Genomic DNA, 17541 nt, shown 5'->3' with positions numbered 1-17541 from the left:
GCCACTCTTCCCATGTCCGTACAACCAGACATATGCTGCAGTCCTCGACGACGAGGAGGAGACCATGCGGCTGGGTCTGGTCGGCTACGGCGCGGGCGGGCGCCTGTTCCACGCCCCGTACATCGACGCGGCGGACGGCGTCGACCTCGTCGGGGTGGTGACCCGCAGCCCCGAGCGCCGCGCGCAGCTCGCCGCGGACCGGCCCGACGTCCCGATCTACGACTCGCTGGCCGACCTGCTCGCCGCGGGCGTCGACGCGGTCACGATCACCACCCCGCCGCAGACCCGCCACGACCTCGTGCTCGAGGCGCTCGCGGGCGGTGCGCACGTGGTCGCGGACAAGCCGTTCGCGCCGAGCGCCGCCGCGGCCCGCGAGCTGGCCGACGCCGCGAAGGCCGCCGGCCTGCTGCTCGCCGTGTTCCACAACCGACGCTGGGACACCGACGTGCGCACGGTGCGTGCGCTGATCGACTCGGGCCGGCTCGGTGACCTGTGGCGGGTCGAGTCGCGCTTCGAGCTGGACGAGCCGTCCACCCTCGACGCCGGACCCACCGGCGGCCTGCTGCGCGACCTCGGCACCCACCTCGTGGACCAGATGATGTGGCTGCTCGGCCCGGTCCGCTCGGTCTACGCCGAACTCGACGAGGTCGACCTGCCCGAGGGCCGCACCGACGCCGGGTTCGCGATCAGCCTGGTGCACGCGTCCGGCGTCCGGTCGAGGGTGGCCGCGGGCAAGCTGAACCGGCACGTCGAGAAGTCCTGGCGGGTGTACGGCAGCGGCGGCAGCTACGTGTCCTTCGGGTCCGACACCCAGACCCAGGCGCTGCTCTCCGGCCGCCGCCCCGCCGACGAGGGCGAGCGGTGGGGGTACGAGGCCGAGTCCCGGTGGGGGCTGCTGAGCACCGCGGACGGCGTCGAGCGCGTGCCGTCCGAGCGCGGCGCCTACCAGGACTACTACAGCCAGTTCGCCGCTGCGGTGGCCGGTACGGCCACGCTGCCGGTGACCGCCGACGAGGGCGCGGCGCTCCTCGACGTGCTCGACGCCGCTCGCCGGTCGGCCGCCGAGGGCGTCGTCGTCCCGCTCTGAACGCAGCGCCGGGCGGCCACCCGCCCACGCCGCCACCCCGGCGGGCGCCACGACCTGCCCGACCAGATGCCCGGTGCGAGGATGGCGGCATGAACCTCACCGGCGACCCCGCGGCCGACGCGCTGCTCGACCGAGACCCGTTCGCCCTGCTGGTCGGGATGCTGCTCGACCAGCAGGTGACCATGGAGTCGGCGTTCGCCGGACCGGCGAAGATCGCCGAGCGGATGGGCACCGGCGACCACCTCGACCCGACCGCGATCGCGACGGCCGACCCCGAGGAGTTCGCGGCGCTGTGCGCCACTCCCCCGGCGGTGCACCGCTTCCCACGGTCGATGGCCGAACGGATCCAGACCCTCGCACGCACCGTCGCGGACGACCTCGACGGCGACGCCACCCGGCTGTGGACGGACGGCGACCCGGACGGGACCGCGGTGCTCCGCCGGTTGCGCACGCTGCCGGGCTTCGGTGAGCAGAAGGCGCAGATCTTCCTCGCGCTGCTCGGCAAGCAGCACGGCGTGCGGCCGTCCGGCTGGCGCGAGGCCGCCGGCAGGTACGGGCCGGACGGCACCTACCTGTCGGTCGCCGACGTCGTCGACGCCGAGTCGCTGGGCCGGGTGCGCGAGTCGAAGCGCGCGACCAAGGCGGCCGCGAAGGCCTCGAAGACCGGCACGTCGAAGACCGCCGCCTCGACCACCCGCGGAGCACGCCGATGAGGGTCGTCCTGCTCGCCGGCGGGGTCGGCGGGGCGCGCTTCACGCGCGGTCTGCGCGAGCTGGGCCGCGCCGAGGACCTCGGGCTCGACCTCACCGTGGTGGTCAACACCGGCGACGACCTGTGGCTCGACGCGCTGCGGGTCTGTCCGGACCTCGACACCGTGATGTACACGCTCGGCGGCGTGATCGGCGAGCAGGGCTGGGGCCGGGCCGACGAGTCGACCCGGGTCACCGCGGAGCTGCACGCCTACGGCCTCGGCTGGGACTGGTTCACCCTGGGTGACCTCGACCTCGGCACGCACGTCGCGCGCACCGAGCTGCTGCGCTCGGGCCTGACGTTGTCGCAGGTCACCGCCCGGCTCAACGAGCGCTGGCAACCCGGCGCCACGGTCCTGCCGATGTCCGACGACGAGGTGGAGACCTGGGTCGAGGTCGAGCGCGACGGCGAGGTCACCACGATCCACTTCGAGGAGTGGTGGGTCCGGTACCGCGCGGGGCTCCCGGCGCGGCGGTTCGTGCAGCGGGGCGTCGCGGGCGCCCGGCCGGCCCCCGGCGTGCTGGACGCGATCGCGGACGCCGACCTCGTGGTGCTGCCGCCGTCCAACCCGGTGGTGTCGATCGGCACGATCCTCGGTGTGCCCGGGATCGCGGACGCCGTCCGCTCGGCGTCGGCCCCGGTCGTGGGAGTCTCGCCGATCATCGGCGGCGCGCCGGTGCGCGGCATGGCCGATGCGTGCCTGACGGCGATCGGCGTCGAGACGTCGGCCCGCGCCGTCGCGGAGCACTACGGCGCGCGGGCCGCCGGCGGGCTGATCGACGGCTGGCTGGTCGACGGCGCCGACGCGGACGCCGTGGCTCCGCTGGAGCAGGCCGGGATCGCCACGCGGGCGCTGCCGCTGCTGATGAGCGACGAGTCGGCCACCGCGGCGATCGCGCGTGCCGCGCTGGACCTCGGCACCTCGCTCACCGCCACCCGCACCCGCTGACCGACCCGCACGTCGGGGCCTGCGCGTGCACGGGCGTCAGGAGACGTGCTGCGCGAGCTGGATGAGGTTCCCGCAGGTGTCGTCGAGCACCGCCGTACGCACGGGTCCGAAGTCCAGGGGTGGCTGCGTGAAGCGCACGCCCAGCTCGGTGAGTCGGGCCACCTCGGCGTCCAGGTCGTCGACCCCGAAGGAGGTGAACGGGATCCCGTCGGCCGCGAGTGCCGCGCGGAACGGTCCCACCGCAGGGTGCTCGGCGGGCTCGAGGCTGATCTCCGTCCCGTCCGGGTGTGCGGGGTCCACCACGGTGAGCCACGCGTGCTCACCCATCGGCATGTCGGCCTTGAGCCGGAACCCGAGCACGTCGGTGTAGAACGCCAACGCCTCGCGCTGGTCGTCGACGAAGATGCTGAACACGGTGATGCGGGGCACGGGACCTCCTGGCCGGCGACGTCAGGCGTCGCCGGGAACGGGCCACCGCCGCGTGATCTCGCGCAGCGGTGACGTGTCGAGCGTGTGGTACCGGTAGCGGCCCTCCCGGCGGGAGTGGACCAGACCGGCGTCCTCGAGCACGTCGAGGTGCTGGGAGACGGCCTGCCGGGTGGGCGTCAGACCGTGGTTCACGGCCAGTCGGGAGCAGATCTCGAAGAGCGTCTGGTCGTCGCGAACCGCGAGCTCGTCGAGGATCGCCCTCCTGGTCGAGTCGGCGAGCGCCCGGAACAGCATGTCGCTCACGCCGGCACGATAGGCAAGCGCGCGCTTACCTGTCAAGGCTGCAGCGGCGAGACGGCGGCGATCACGGCAGCGGTCGCCGGCCCGACCCCGAGCCGCACCACCGCTGCGAGGTCGGCGGCGGTGTCGACGTCGCGGCGCAGGCCGTCGCCGGCGTCGAGCAGGACGTGGCCGGCCGCCTCGTGGGCCGCGCGCGAGCCGGGCCCGAAGCGGGGGTCGAGGTCGGCGGCGCGGCGCGCCGTGAGCAGTGTCGTGCCGGTGCCGTCCAGGTCGGCCACCATGGCCGACCGGTGCCTCGCGGCCGCGGCGAGCGCGGCGTCCAGCTCCTCGGGCCGCAGCGCGGGCAGGTCACCGAGCAGCACGGCGACGGGCCGGTCCTGGGCCACCGCGGCGAGGCCGGCACCGATCGCCGCGAGCAACCCACCCCCCGGGTCCGCCACCACCCGGATCCCGATCTCGGGCACCCGGGGCTCGGACGTGACCACGACGACGTCCTCGACCTGCTCGCAGGCCGCGACCGCCGCGAGGGTGTCGAGCGCGAACGCGAGCGCCAGCTCGGCGCGCGCGTCGGCGGCGACGTCCAGGCGCGACTTCGCGGCCTCGAGGCGCTTGACCGGCAGCACGAGCGTCCAGCGCTCGCTCACCACCACCCCTCCTGCTCGGCACCCGCGTCCGCCGCGGTGCGACGGGCCGCCTCGCACGCGGCCCGGATCTCCTCCGGCGTGCTCGCGTGCCCCCCGTGGCCGGTGGCGCAGCCCGCGTCGAACCCGGTGCGGTAGCCGGCCCGGTACCCGGCGTCGTAGCCCGCGCGACGTCCGGCGTCGAAGCCTTCGTCCCTGGCCTCCCGGGTGCCCAGGCGGAACAGGTCGTCCGGGCCGGTCCGGACCAGAGCACGCGCTCCCGGACCGTCGTCCTCGGTGACGTGCTGCGCCAGCCCACGCAGCACGGCCACCGGCCGGCCGGTGGCCTTGCCGCGCACCAGCTCCGACGCCGCGGCGACCTCGTCGGCCACCGCGGTCACCGTCACGTCGAGGCGCCGGCCGTGGGAGTCGACCGTGCCGCGCAGGTCGTCGGTCACGGCCAGGCCCGCCGCGCCGATCGCGATGTCCACCAGACCGTCGCGCCACGCCCGGCCCGCGGTGTCGGTCACCACCACCGCGAGCGTCAGCCCGGTGCGTCCGCGGAGCGCGGCTCGCAGCCCGCGGGCCGACGCGTCCGGGTCCTCCGGCAGGAGCAGCACCGTGCCCTCCGGGGTGTTGCTCGCGTCGACGCCGGCCGCCGCCATCACCAGACCCTGGGGGTTCTCGACGATGCGCAGCACGCCGCGCGCGTGCTCGCGCGTCGCGACGACCCGGACGGTCTGGTCGGTGATCGCCTGCTCGCGGTCCTCGGCGGCGAGCACCCGGCCCTCGGCCTTCGAGACCACCTTCGACGTGACGAGCACGATGTCGCCGTCCTCGAGGTCCCCCGCGAGCAGGTCGGCGACCATCGCGCCGAGGTCGTCGCCGGGCCGGATCTCCGGCAGGCCGTCCGGCGCCCAGACCGTCAGCCGCACGGCACTGCTCACCGGTGCAGCTTCGGCAGCACCTCGCGGCCGAAGACCTCGAAGAACCGCTCCTGGTTGCGGCCCACGTTGTGCAGGTAGACCCGGTCGAAGCCGAGGTCCACGTAGCGCTGCAGGGCAGCCCGGTGCACGTCGGGGTCGGACGAGATGACCATCCGGCCCTCGAAGTCCTCCGGCCGCACGAGGGCCGCCATCGCCGCGAGGTCGTGCGGCGAGCGGATGTCGCCCTTCGGGAACTTCATCCCGCCGTTCGGCCACTGCTGCATGGCGTTGGCGAGCGCCTCCTCGTCGGTCTCGGCCCACGACAGGTGCACCTGGAGCAGCCGCGGCATGGTCGACGGGTCCTTGCCCGCCTCGCGGGCCCCCTCGTCGAACTTCGCGAACAGGCCGCCGATCTTCTCCAGCGGCGCGCCGACCGTGATCAGGCCGTCGGTGTGCTTGCCGGCCCGCTTGGCGGTCACCGGACCGGCGGTGGCCACGTAGATCTCGGGCGCCACCTCGGGCATCGTCCACAGCCGGGTCGACTCGAGCGTGTAGTACGGACCCGCGTGCTTGACGTCCTTGCCGGCCAGCGAGCCCTGGAAGAGCTTCGAGATGATCTCGATGGCCTCGAACATCCGGTTGATCCGCTCGGGCACCTCCGGCCAGTACTGGCCGAGGATGTGCTCGTTGAGCGCCTCGCCGGACCCCAGGCCGAGCCAGTGCCGCCCGGGGTACATCGTGGCCAGCGTCGCCGAGGCCTGAGCCACCATGGCGGGGTGCCACCGGAAGGTGGGCGCCGTGACCCCCGGACCGACATCACCCGACGTCCGCTCGGCGATCGCCGTCATCACGTTCCACACGAAGCTCGCCTGGCCCTGCGCCGGGACCCACGGCTGGAAGTGGTCGGCGGCCATCACGCCGCTGAACCCGTTCTGCTCGGCGAGCACCGCATGGGACAGGATCTCCGTCGGGGAGAACTGCTCCAGCGCCGCCGCCAGACCGACCGTCAGACCCACGTCTCGACCTCCGCTCGTTGCCTGCCGTCGAGGCTAGTCCCGAGCGGGCAGACCCGCGGGTCGGCGCGGGTCAGCTCTTGGTGATCTGCAGCAGCCGGATGCCCGGGACCAGGTACAGCGCCGCGCCCACCAGACCGCTCGGGAACTGACCGTTCGCGAGCGACTCGACGGCACCGAGCACGGCCAGCGCGCCGAGGACGATCGCCATGATCGCGGCGCCCCGCAGACGACCGGGCTGCCCCTGGTCGGCGCGTCGGCGTCCGGTCGTGGTGAGCCAGAGCAGCACGATCAGGATGGCCAGGCTGAAGGCCACAGCGACGAGCACCACGCCGTACACGAACCCCCGGGTGTCGACCGGCAGAGTCCCACCGGTGAGGGTGTCCAGCGAGGCGAGGACCGCGACGGTCCCCAGGACGGTCAGGCCGATGCCCAGCCAGGTCACCACGAGCAGCGTGCGCGACCAGGCGCCGTGCTCGAACGTCCGCGGCATCGTCGGCATGGTCCACGGCGCCACCGGCATGCCGTAGGGGGCGGCCTGGCCGTAGGGGGCGGCCTGGCCGTAGGGGGCGGCCTGGCCGTACGCCTGCTGGCCGTAGCCCTGTGGTGCCGCGGGGGCCCGGTCCGAGGGTGGCGGGGCGTACGGGTCGCTCGCGCGATAGGGGTCCTCGGTCGCTCCGTCGGGCAGGTAGCCGGGGACCGTCGGCTGTCCGACGGGCTCGGTCGGCGGCGCCCAGTCGTTGCGCTCTGGCGGGACGGGTTCCGGCTGCCAGGTCACGATGCCCCCTCTCACGGTGCGCGAACGTGCACACCGATGGCGATATCGGCACGAAGCGATCCGCTCTGGCTGGGCCACTCGGGTGAACGAACGGCGGCCGGTGCACCGCCTGGCGCACCGGCCGCCGGGACCTCACTCGTACGAGACGGCGTCCAGGACGTCCATCCGGGCTGCCCGCACCGCCGGCCAGATCGCGGCGAGCACGCCGACCACGACGGCCAGGCCGACGAACGTCCCGAGCTGTGCCCACGGGATCACCAGGTCCGTGAACCCCGAGTCGGCGTAGACCGAGGGCAGCGCCGAGGCGAGCCCGACGCCGAGCCCGACACCGAGCAGCGTGCCGAACACCGAGGTGAGCACGGACTCGATCGTCACGACCGACGCGAGCTGCAGCCGGCCGAGACCCACCGCACGCAGCAGCCCGATCTCGCGGGTCCGCTCGGCGATCGACAGCGCCAGCGTGTTGACGATGCCCAGCACCGCGATCACCACGGACAGCCCGAGCAGCGCGTACAGGATCACGAGGACCTGGTCGACCTGCGCGGACAACGCGTCGGCGAACTCGTCGTTGTCCATCACGGAGACGATCAGGAACGGCTGGACCGCGGCGGTGAGGTCGTCCCGGGCGGTCGCGGCGTCCGCACCGTCGGTGAGCATCACGAACGCGGTGTTGATGGTCTGCTCGGCGGGCGACGAGAGCTCGTCGAGCACGCCCTGCGGCACCATCAGCGTGGTGTCGATCGCCTGCGTGTCGACGATCGCGCCGAGCGTCACCGTCTGCGACCCGGTGCTGCCCTCGAGGGCGATCCGGTCGCCGACCTGCCAGTCGTTCTCCTCTGCCGCGGACACCCGCGCCACCGCCTCGCCCCGGTCGAGCGCGGCCAGGTCGCCCGAGACCACCGGGACGTCCAGCGCGCGCTCGAAGAGCGCCCGGTCCACGCCGACCACGTCGTGCACGGAGCCGTCGACGGCGAGCATCGCGACCTCGACCGTGAGCACCTGGTCGACGTCGTCGAGCGCGGCCACCGCGTCGACGGCACCGGAGGGCACGTCGTACGTGGCCGAGCGGAGCAGGTAGTCCGACGTCGACTCGGTCTCGACCACGGACCGCACGGACGCCTGCGTCGAGGAGGCGATCACGGCCGCCGCTCCGACCAGCGCCATGCCGATCATCAGCGCACCCGCGGTGCTCGCGGTGCGACGCGGGTTGCGCGTCACGTTGCCGCGGGCGAGGCCGCCGAGCGGGCGCATGGTCGCCGCGGCCGGCCAGGCCAGCGCGCCGAGACCGCCCGGGACGAGCGCGGGTGCGAGCAGCAGCACACCGATCAGCGCCGCGATCGCACCGGCCGCGAGGCCGAGCTCGTTGCCGTCGCCGAGCCGGTCGGTCGCCGCGAGCACGACCGCCGCCGCGCCACCCACCGTGAGCACGGCGCCGAGGGCGCCGGACCACCGAGCTGCACCGCCCTCGTGGCGGACGTCCTCCTCGCGCATGGCCTCGACCGGCGGCGTCAGGGCCGCGTGCCGGGCGGGGATCGCCGCGGCGACCAGGCTGACCAGCGCACCGATCGCGATCGACACGCCGACCGTGAAGCCGTCGAGCGGGATCGCGCCGGACAGCTCCATGCCGAACGAGCCGAGCACCATGCGCAGCACGGCCACCAGGCCGACGCCGGCCGCGATGCCGCCCGCGGCACCCACGACCCCGACCACGAGGGCCTGGACCAGGATCGACCCGAAGACCTGACTGGGCGAGGCACCGACCGCGCGCAGCATCGCGAACTCGCGCTGCCGCTGGCGGACGGTCATCTGGAACGTGTTCGCGATGATGAAGGCACCGACGAACAGCGCGATCCCGGCGAAGACCAGCAGGAACGTGCCGACGAACCCGAGCATCTCCCGGATCTGGGCGGTGGTCTCGGCGCGCAGGTCGGCGCCCGAGATCGCCTCGGTGTCGCCGCCCGCGACGGCCTGGACGTCGGCCAGCAGGCGGTCGGTGTCGGTGCCGTCGGCGGCGAAGACGCCGATGTCCGGGACCAGGCCGTCGGCCGCCCACGCCTGGGTGGCGGTCTGCAGGTCGAGCATCACGAAGATCGCACCGGCGATCGCGGCGTCGAAGTGCACCTCACCGACCACGGTGACGTCGGTGAGCGCACCGCCGAGCAGCACCTGGGTCGGGTCGCCGATCGCCAGCCCGGAGGCTTCGAGCGTGCTGGTCTCGAGCGCGATCTCACCGGGCGAGGTCGGCGCACGGCCGGCCGCGATCGTCGTGGTCGGGTCCTGCGGGTCGTAGCCGAGGCCGAAGCTGGGCGCGCCACCGGCCGCGAGCACCGCGGTGCCGTCCGAGCCGACCAGGATGATCGGACCCGTGACGTCCGGGGTCACCGCGGAGACGCCGTCGACCTGGGCCAGCTCGTCCGCCAGCGCGAGCGGCACGAGCGTCCGGTTCCCGCCGACACCCATCGAGCCGCCGCCGGTCTGCGAGGCGATCTCGGTGCCGCGCACGTAGACGTCGGCCTGCGCGGAGGTCGCGACGATGTCGTCGAACGTCCCGGCCATCATGGTCCGCAGCGCGAACGTGCCGGAGACGAACGCCACCCCGAGCAGCACGGCCACGATCGACATGACGAAGCGGCCGAGGTGGCTGCGGATGCTGCGCAGCGCGACCCGTGTCATCGGACCGGCTCCGCGGTACGAGCAGCCGTCGGCGCGGACGTGTGCGCGCCGCGGGCCGGGCCGGACAGGTCTCGCAGCACGTCGAGCACGGTGTCGGGCGTGGGGTGCTCGACCTCGGCGACCAGCCGGCCGTCCGCGAGGAAGAGCACGCGGTGCGCGTAGGAGGCCGCGGTCGGGTCGTGGGTGACCATGACGACGGACTGGCCGAGCTCGTCGACCGAGCGACGCAGGAACGACAGGACCTCGGCGGCGGACCGCGAGTCCAGGTTGCCGGTCGGCTCGTCGGCGAACACCACCGCAGGCCGGGAGACCAGGGCGCGGGCGCATGCCACGCGCTGCTGCTGCCCGCCGGACAGCTCGGCCGGGCGGTGCGCGAGCCGGTCGCGCAGGCCGACCGCATCCACCACCGCGTCGAACCAGTCCTGGTCGACCGGGCGGCGCGCGATGTCCAGCGGGAGCGTGATGTTCTCCGCCGCCGTCAGGGTCGGGATCAGGTTGAACGCCTGGAAGACGAACCCGATGCGGTTGCGCCGCAGCTTCGTCAGGCGGCGCTCGTTGGCCGCGCCGATGTCCTCGCCGTCGACCAGGATCCGGCCCGCGGTCGCGGTGTCCAGCCCGGCCATGCAGTGCATGAGCGTCGACTTGCCCGAGCCCGACGGGCCCATGACCGCGGTCAGCTCGCCGCGCGCGATGTCGACGTCGATGCCGTCCAGGGCACGCACCTGCGCCGCACCCGTCCCGTAGATCTTGACCAGACCGCGTGCCGACGCGATCTGCGCGTCTGTGCTCGGGTCTGCCGCGAGTGCTCGCATGATTGGCTCCGTTCGCCGCCGGACGCGGCTTCGTCCTTGATGTCGGTGTCGATCCTCGCGAGGTGAGGACTCGGGCGGCATCGGGGACACCCCTGGTCCACCCCTGGGGCACCCCTGATCGGGGTGGGGTGGGGGCCGGGGTCCGGGTCGGGGTCGGCGTCAGGCCCCGTCGTCCCACCATCCGCAGGCGTTCAGGGTGTCCGGGTCGTAGTAGAGCCACTCGCGGGTGACGCGGCCCTCGTCGTCGAGGTTCCACACCGACGCGAGTCGCATGCTGCACTCCGTCGTCCCGTCGACCAGCCGGAGCTCGTACGTGGCGGCAGGGCCCAGGGCGCTCGCGTCGAGGGTGTCGAGGGACAAGGCGATCGAGTCGTACGCCCCGGTCAGGTCCGCGAACCAGGCCACGGTCGCGTCGTGGTTCGGCGCAAGCCCCGCGAAGGGGTCGTCCCGGAACCCGTCGGCGGCGTACAGCGCTGCGATCCGGACCGGGTCGGCCGAGGTCCACGCGTCGGTGAGCGACTCGGCGAAGCCGCGCGCCGCATCGACCTGCTCGAGCACCGCGCCCGCCCGGTCCGACGGGTAGCCGATGACCGCCAGGATCTCGTCGGGGTACGACCCGTAGTGGTCCACGTCGAAGCGGTGCATCATTCGCGTCGCCAGCCCGTCCGTCATCAGCAGGTGACGCGCGGCGTCGAGCCGGTCGGGTCCACCCGCGGTCGGGGCGAAGAAGCCCTCGCAGTACGCGTCGGTCAGCGAGCCGTCGGCGTTCACGAAGACGTCGACCAGGCCCCACGTCTCGCACAGGCCGCGCTCACCGGAGAACCACGAAGCCACGTCGGGTGTGTCGACGGCGTCGACCGGGTCGACCACCACCGCCCCGTCCGCGAACTGGGCGAGGAACAGCCCCGAGTCGGGTCGGTTGAGTCCGACCGTGACGCTCTCGGCGACGCTCGACGCCCGCTCGGCGGCCGCCTGGACCTGGCTCCAGGGCATCATCGCTCCGGTGAACGTCGTGCCGGCGTCGCCCGTGCACGCGCCCAGGCCGGCAACGACGGCCACGGCGGCAACCGCGACCAGGCTGCGCCGGGCGGAGATCGCCGGCCGGCGCGTGGGCGGCGACCCTAGAGCCCCATGGACCGGAACAGGATCGGGTCGCACATGACCTCGTGGTGGACCTTCAGCTCCCCGTCCTCCCGGTGCAGCCGAACTCATCTCGCCACCTCCAGCGGACGATGTCGGCGGCTACTTCCACCGTCCCAGGCGCGTTCGCCCGGGCAAGAGACGCAGGTCCCGGCGCGGGTGGCCCGGCCGAGGCCGGACGAGCCCCGGGCAGGTCCGCCCGGGGCTCGTCGACGTGCGCCTAGCTGTGGCTCAGGGGTTCATGAAGTCGTTGATGAAGTCCTGGACGTTCTGCCGGTCGGTGCGGAACACGCCGCCCGTGCCGCCGCAGGTGCTGTTCAGGCCGAACGACGTGATGCCGGCGACGATGGTCGTGTCACCGAGGAAGTTGGCGCCGCCCGAGTCACCGAAGCACGTGCCGCCCGTGTTGGCGTTGTTGGAGAGCAGCATCGAGAAGTCACCGGTGAATCCGGGGGTGTTGATCTGGATCAGCCGGGGATGGGCGACGTACCTCGTCCTCGTGTTGCTCGCCAGCCAGTACGCCGCGTCGGGGAAGCTCTGCTGCAGCCCGTAGCCGACCGACGTGAACGTGAGCGGGTTGAGCCCGCGCTTGGTCTTGTACTGGTCGAGCGAGTCGACCGCGGGGAGGGTGCCGAACACACCCGGGTCGTACGGCTCGGCGAGCTCGATCATGCCGACGTCGTTCATGAAGAAGGGGTAGTCCGGGTAGTCGGGGTGCGCGGCCCACCGGACCGCCTCGATCGAGTAGTCGCCGCCACCGAACGGGTAGTTGTTGGTGACACCGATACCGGCCTCGACATCGGACTCGGTGAAGATCCGCATGCCGGAGAACTCGCCGGGAGCGCCGGCGCAGTGCCCGGCCGTGAGCACGTAGGTGGGGGCGATCATCGTGCCGCTGCACCGGTACGCGGGTGTGCCGTCGACCTCCATCAGGATCAGGACGACCTCTGGGTGGCCGTCGCCGTCGAGCTCTCCGTCTGTGACGGCGTAGGCCGAGGGACCGACGGCCATGGTTGTGGCGAGCGTGGCAACCGCCGCGGCGGCTGCAAGGAGCTTCTTGCGCACGGGACGTGTCCTCCTCATGTCGTCGGTCGGGCCGCACGACACGGCCCGTGGCCGCACCCACCCCCCGCCGCGGACTCCGCGGTGAGCACTTGGAACGTACCGACGGCGGAACGGGTTGATCAATGGTCGGAACGTGACAAAAGGGTCACGGCTGGTTGGGCTCGGGAGCGGAGCCACGGGACGGGGCGGCTCAGGCGCAGGGCGGCTCAGGCACAGGGCGGCTCAGGCACAGGGCGAGTCAGGCACAGGGGCGGGCCGGGCACGGGGTCGGCCGGCACGGCGTGTGGTGGCATCGGTCGCCGGGTGGGACACAGGTCGGTAAGGCGACGCTGCTCCACCCGCATCCGCGCGGGCCACCGCACACACCCGCGACCCGCTGTGTCAGTGGTCGTTCGTACACTTGTTCTATGCGCAGGGGGAGCGACGTGGCGACGGCGACGGCCGTGTCGCAGCTGCGCAACGCGGTCTCCGCTCTCGCGGATCTCGAGCTCTCCGACGTGGACGGGGCCTCGGGGCCGGGGCTCCACGCCGAGCTGTCCCGGCTCGCGGGTCGCGTGCAGGCCGTGGCGGCGCGGGTCCTCGCGCGCGTGGAGGCAGACGGTCGATGGCAGGCCGGTACGTCGCGCACCTTCGAGCAGTGGGTCGCCCAGCGTGAAGGCGGCTCGGTGGGCGCCGCACGCCGTGAGGTCGGGCTCGGGCAGGCGCTCGACGGATCACTCCCCCGCACGGCCGAGGCCGTCGCTGGAGGCTCGATGCCGTTCGAGCACGCCCAGATCCTCGCGAGCTATGGCATGAGCTCCGACGCCCGCCGCGCAGCCCTCGGATCCGACGACCCGGAGGTCAACGAGGCCCAGCTCGTCCGGCAGGCGCATCGGATGGGCGCCGACCGGTTCCGCAAGGTGGTGCAGCGCTGGGCGCACACGGTCGACGCAGCCTCGGCCGAGGCGGAGCACACCGCAGCATGCGAGCGCGAGCACCTCACTCTCACCCGCCGCTCCGACGGGGTCGCACTGACCGGCTTCCTCACGCTCGAGCACGGCGAGGCACTGCGCATCGCCCTCGACGCGGTCGGCGGCGTTCCGGCCGCCGACGACCCACGGACGGCCGAGCAACGCCGCGCCGTCGCGCTCGCGGATGCCGCACGGCTCGTCCTCGATCGAGGTCTCGCCGGCGCGGGGCGGGCGGTCCGACCTCACCTCTCAGTGGTGGTCTCGTACGAGTCCCTCCAGCGCCAGATCGGTGCTGCAGCGCTGCACGACGGCCGGACCGGCGCCGACCTGGACTGGCTGCCCGACGCGTGGCACACGGCCGACCGGCGCGCCGACGAGCCCGCCGAGCTGGACGACGGGACGCCGATCCCGCCCAGCGTTCTCGCGCGACTGGCCTGCGACTCGGAGATCTCCCGCATCGTGTTCGGGCCCGGCGACGAAGTTCTCAACCTCGGTCGGTCGCAGCGCACGTACAGCGGGGCGCAGCGCCGCGCGGTGCTCGCGCGGGACCGGTCGTGCCAGTTCCCCGGCTGCGGCGCCCCGCCCGGGCTCGGCGAGGTGCACCACGTGGACTGGTGGGCACGAGATGACGGCGAGACCGATGTGGCGCGGGGGATCCTCGTGTGCTGGCACCACCACGACCTCGTCCATCGACGACAGCTGAGGATCACCCGCGACCATCGCCGATGGCGCTTCTGGCGACCCGACGGGACGGAGGTCCCCGACACCGCACACCTCGATCACAGTGCGCCACCGACGGAGACCGATCGGGCGGAGCGCTGCCTGGATCTGGCAGAGCGCCGCCTGGATCTGGCAGAGCCCTGCCTGGATCTCGCGGAGTCCGCATGACCAGGACCCGCTCCACCGGCACGCAGCCCGAGGCGCGACGCACCCCACCGGCGCGCGCCACACCCCGTATTGCGTGCGCGACCACCGTGGGTTCTCTGGGAGAATCACCGGCCATGAGCGACGACCAGATGCCCCGGACCACCGCACCGTCGAGCCCCTCGACGTCGCGCGTACCGGACAAGGTCAGCCTGGACGGCCTCGAGGACAAGTGGGACGGCGTCTGGCGCGAGCAGGGCACCTACGCGTTCGACCGCACCAAGACCCGCGAGCAGGTCTACTCGATCGACACCCCACCGCCGACCGTCTCCGGGTCCCTGCACGTCGGTCACGTGTTCTCCTACACGCACACCGACGTCGTCGCCCGCTTCCAGCGGATGCGCGGCCGCGAGGTCTTCTACCCGATGGGCTGGGACGACAACGGCCTGCCCACCGAACGCCGCGTGCAGAACTACTTCGGCGTGCGCTGCGACCCGTCACTCCCCTACCAGGACGGCTTCGAACCGCCGCACGAGGGTGGCGAGGGCAAGTCCATCAAGGCCGCCGACCAGCAGCCCATCTCGCGCCGCAACTTCGTCGAGCTCTGCGAGCGGCTCACCGTCGAGGACGAGCGCCAGTTCGAGGCGCTGTGGCGGCACCTCGGCCTCTCGGTGGACTGGTCGCAGAACTACCAGACCATCGACGCCCGCTCGCGGGCCGTCGCCCAGCGCGCGTTCCTGCGCAACCTCGCCCGCGGTGAGGCCTACCAGGCCGAGGCGCCGGGCCTGTGGGACGTGACCTTCCAGACCGCCGTCGCGCAGGCCGAGCTCGAGGCCCGCGAGTACCCCGGGCACTTCCACCGGGTCGCGTTCCACAACGTCGCCGACGACTCCCCGGTCTACATCGAGACCACCCGCCCGGAGCTGATCCCGGCCGTGGTCGCCCTCATCGCGCACCCGGACGACGAGCGCTACCAGGGCCTGTTCGGCAGCACGGTGCGCGCACCGCTCTTCGACATCGAGATCCCCGTGCTCGCCCACCCGGCCGCCGAGCCGGACAAGGGCGCCGGCATCGCGATGTGCTGCACCTTCGGCGACCTCACCGACGTGCAGTGGTGGCGCGAGCTGTCCCTGCCGACCCGCTCGATCCTGTCCAAGGACGGCCGCCTGATCCGCGACACCCCGGAGTGGCTGACCACCGCCTCGGCGCAGCGCTTCTGGGAAGAGGTCGCCGGCAAGACCACGTTCTCGGCGCGCGCCGCGATCGTCGACGGGCTGCGCGAGACCGGCGACCTGGACGGCGAGCCGTCCCCCACCCAGCGCATGGCGAACTTCTTCGAGAAGGGCGACAAGCCGCTCGAGATCGTCACCTCGCGCCAGTGGTACATCCGCAACGGCGGCAAGGCCGAGGGCGCGGGCGTCGGGCTGCGCGAGGCGCTCATCGGCCGCGGCCGCGAGCTCGCGTTCCACCCCGAGTTCATGCGCGTGCGCTACGAGAACTGGGTCAACGGGCTCAACGGCGACTGGCTGATCTCCCGCCAGCGGTTCTTCGGTGTGCCGATCCCGCTCTGGTACCCGATCAGCGACCTCGGCGAACCCGACTTCGACCACCCGATCGTGCCCGAGCAGGGCTCGCTCCCGATCGACCCGAGCAGCGACGTCCCGCCGGGCTACGAGGCGGGCCAGCGCGGCGCAGCCGGCGGCTTCGTCGGCGAGAACGACATCATGGACACCTGGGCCACCAGCTCGCTGACGCCGCAGATCGCCGGCGGCTGGGGCTGGGACGAGGACCTCTACTCGCGGGTGTTCCCGATGGACATGCGCCCGCAGGGCCAGGACATCATCCGCACCTGGCTGTTCTCCACCGTGGTCCGCTCGCACCTCGAAGAGGGCTCGCTGCCGTGGGCGCACGCCGCGATCAGCGGCTGGATCCTCGACCCCGACCGCAAGAAGATGTCGAAGTCCAAGGGCAACGTCGTCACCCCGATGGGGCTCCTGCAGCAGCACGGGTCCGACGCGGTGCGCTACTGGGCCGCGAGCGCGCGCCTCGGCACCGACGCCGCCTTCGACGAAGGCCAGATGAAGATCGGCCGCCGCCTGGCGATCAAGGTCCTCAACGCCAGCAAGTTCGCGCTCGGCTTCGGCGCCGTGGACGACTCCGCGACCATCACCGAGCCGCTGGACCGCGCGATGCTCGCCGGCCTGGCCGACGTCGTCGACGCCGCCACCGACGCGCTCGAGGCCTACGACCACACCCGTGCGCTCGAGGCGACCGAGACGTTCTTCTGGACGTTCTGCGACGACTACCTCGAGCTGGTCAAGGACCGCGCCTACGGCGCCGACGGCGTGAACCCGGCCGCCACCGCGTCCGCGCGGCTCGCGCTCGCGACCGCGCTGGACACGCTGCTGCGCCTGCTCGCGCCGGTGCTGCCGTTCGCGACCGAAGAGGTCTGGTCGTGGTGGCGCGAAGGCTCGGTGCACCGGGCCCCGTGGCCCGGCTCGGCACCCCTGCGCGAAGTCGCCGGCGACGGGCAGCCCACCATGCTCGACGCCGCGGGCCGCGCCCTCGCCGCGCTGCGCAAGGTCAAGAGCGAGGCGAAGGTCTCGATGCGCACGCCGATCGTCGGCGGCGAGCTCGTCGTGCCGACCGTCGACCGCCCGCTCGTCGAGGCCGCACTCGCCGACGTGCTCGCGGCCGGCCGCGCCGCGGTGATCCTCGCCGACGAGACGCGCGACCTGCCGGTCGTCCGGGAACCCGAGCTCGGCGAGGCCTGACGTGCGACTGCGCCAGGTCGCGCAGCACGCGGACAACCTCGACCGCGCCGCCGCGTGGTACTCGGCGCTCCTCGGTGTCCCACCGACCGCGCGGTTCGACCCGCCCGGGCTGCTGTTCTTCGACCTGGACGGCGTGCGGCTGCTGCTCGAACCCGGTGCGCCGTCGGCGATGCTCTACCTCGAGGTCGGCGACGTGGCGGCCGCGGTCGAACGGCTCCGCGCGTCGTCGCCCGTGGTGAGCGAGCCGCACGTGATCTTCCGGCACGACGACGACACGCTCGGGCCCGCCGGCCACGACGAGGTCCAGGCGTTCGTGACCGATCCCGAGGGCAACACGGTCGGCCTCATCGGCTTCCGCAGGATCCCCGAGGAGCCCGCGCCCGCGTAGTGAGACGACGCCGTCGAATCGTC

15 protein-coding genes and 1 pseudogene are annotated in these 17541 nt (G+C 73.1%); 6 read left to right on the top strand and 10 right to left on the bottom strand.

Annotation, left to right across the window (positions count from 1 at the left end):
* The first annotated feature begins 64 nt into the window (after positions 1 to 64).
* The 3 genes from OEB99_RS17185 (at position 65) to cofD (ending at position 2786) form a co-directional block, all read left to right on the top strand.
* The gene (locus OEB99_RS17185) at positions 65 to 1087 is read left to right on the top strand and encodes a Gfo/Idh/MocA family oxidoreductase (RefSeq protein ID WP_263578520.1); all 1023 of its coding nucleotides are present in this window, start codon (positions 65 to 67) and stop codon (positions 1085 to 1087) included.
* Between the two features lie 89 nt (positions 1088 to 1176).
* Complete coding sequence (locus OEB99_RS17180) at positions 1177 to 1800, top strand: HhH-GPD-type base excision DNA repair protein (protein ID WP_263578519.1); 624 nt, start codon at positions 1177 to 1179, stop codon at positions 1798 to 1800.
* Entirely contained in the window at positions 1797 to 2786 is a 990-nt protein-coding gene (gene cofD / locus OEB99_RS17175) for a 2-phospho-L-lactate transferase (RefSeq protein WP_263578518.1), read from the top strand. The genes OEB99_RS17180 and cofD overlap by 4 nt, the downstream gene beginning before the upstream one ends.
* Before the next feature lie 36 nt (positions 2787 to 2822).
* Here cofD and OEB99_RS17170 read toward each other — a convergent pair whose 3' ends face one another.
* The 10 genes and pseudogenes from OEB99_RS17170 to OEB99_RS17125 all read right to left on the bottom strand — a co-directional run bounded on the left by OEB99_RS17170 (position 2823) and on the right by OEB99_RS17125 (position 12542).
* Positions 2823 to 3215 carry a VOC family protein gene (locus OEB99_RS17170; RefSeq protein ID WP_263578517.1) on the bottom strand — a complete coding sequence of 131 codons (393 nt, stop codon included), beginning with the start codon at positions 3213 to 3215 and terminating at the stop codon, positions 2823 to 2825.
* Between the two features lie 21 nt (positions 3216 to 3236).
* A complete protein-coding gene (locus OEB99_RS17165) occupies positions 3237 to 3509 on the bottom strand; it encodes an ArsR/SmtB family transcription factor (RefSeq protein ID WP_318011435.1) in 273 nt (90 codons plus the stop codon).
* A 41-nt stretch (positions 3510 to 3550) separates the two neighbouring features.
* A complete protein-coding gene (cofC, locus tag OEB99_RS17160) occupies positions 3551 to 4159 on the bottom strand; it encodes a 2-phospho-L-lactate guanylyltransferase (RefSeq protein WP_263578515.1) in 609 nt (202 codons plus the stop codon).
* 167 nt (positions 4160 to 4326) lie between these two features.
* Positions 4327 to 5070 (bottom strand): annotated as a pseudogene (gene cofE / locus OEB99_RS17155) (coenzyme F420-0:L-glutamate ligase); the annotation flags it as partial.
* 8 nt (positions 5071 to 5078) lie between these two features.
* A complete protein-coding gene (locus tag OEB99_RS17150; protein ID WP_263578514.1) occupies positions 5079 to 6077 on the bottom strand; it encodes a TIGR03557 family F420-dependent LLM class oxidoreductase in 999 nt (332 codons plus the stop codon).
* Positions 6078 to 6147: 70 nt separating this feature from the next.
* Entirely contained in the window at positions 6148 to 6852 is a 705-nt protein-coding gene (locus OEB99_RS17145) for a COX15/CtaA family protein (RefSeq protein WP_263578513.1), read from the bottom strand.
* A gap of 132 nt (positions 6853 to 6984) precedes the next feature.
* On the bottom strand, positions 6985 to 9525 hold the full coding sequence (locus tag OEB99_RS17140; protein WP_263578512.1) for an ABC transporter permease: 2541 nt from the start codon (positions 9523 to 9525) through the stop codon (positions 6985 to 6987).
* The gene (locus OEB99_RS17135) at positions 9522 to 10337 is read right to left on the bottom strand and encodes an ABC transporter ATP-binding protein (protein ID WP_263578511.1); all 816 of its coding nucleotides are present in this window, start codon (positions 10335 to 10337) and stop codon (positions 9522 to 9524) included. Before OEB99_RS17135 ends, OEB99_RS17140 begins: the two co-directional genes overlap by 4 nt.
* Positions 10338 to 10496: 159 nt before the next feature.
* Positions 10497 to 11396 carry a nuclear transport factor 2-like protein gene (locus OEB99_RS17130; RefSeq protein ID WP_263578510.1) on the bottom strand — a complete coding sequence of 300 codons (900 nt, stop codon included), beginning with the start codon at positions 11394 to 11396 and terminating at the stop codon, positions 10497 to 10499.
* 312 nt (positions 11397 to 11708) lie between these two features.
* Complete coding sequence (locus tag OEB99_RS17125) at positions 11709 to 12542, bottom strand: S1 family peptidase (protein ID WP_263578509.1); 834 nt, start codon at positions 12540 to 12542, stop codon at positions 11709 to 11711.
* 407 nt (positions 12543 to 12949) lie between these two features.
* On the opposite strand from OEB99_RS17125, the gene OEB99_RS17120 reads away from it, so the two are divergent.
* From OEB99_RS17120 to OEB99_RS17110, 3 genes are all read left to right on the top strand, one after another.
* Complete coding sequence (locus tag OEB99_RS17120; protein WP_263578508.1) at positions 12950 to 14380, top strand: HNH endonuclease signature motif containing protein; 1431 nt, start codon at positions 12950 to 12952, stop codon at positions 14378 to 14380.
* Positions 14381 to 14493: 113 nt separating this feature from the next.
* Positions 14494 to 17130: a valine--tRNA ligase gene (gene valS, locus OEB99_RS17115; protein WP_263578507.1), complete on the top strand. Its 2637-nt coding sequence runs from the start codon at positions 14494 to 14496 to the stop codon at positions 17128 to 17130.
* Position 17131: 1 nt separating this feature from the next.
* Entirely contained in the window at positions 17132 to 17518 is a 387-nt protein-coding gene (locus OEB99_RS17110) for a VOC family protein (protein ID WP_263578506.1), read from the top strand.
* Positions 17519 to 17541 lie beyond the last annotated feature (23 nt).

Origin of the sequence: Actinotalea endophytica (assembly GCF_025717005.1) — a bacterium.
Classification (GTDB): Bacteria; Actinomycetota; Actinomycetes; order Actinomycetales; family Cellulomonadaceae; genus Actinotalea.
Note: the sequence above shows the minus strand (reverse complement) of the source record. Positions and strands in the feature narration are given on the sequence as shown.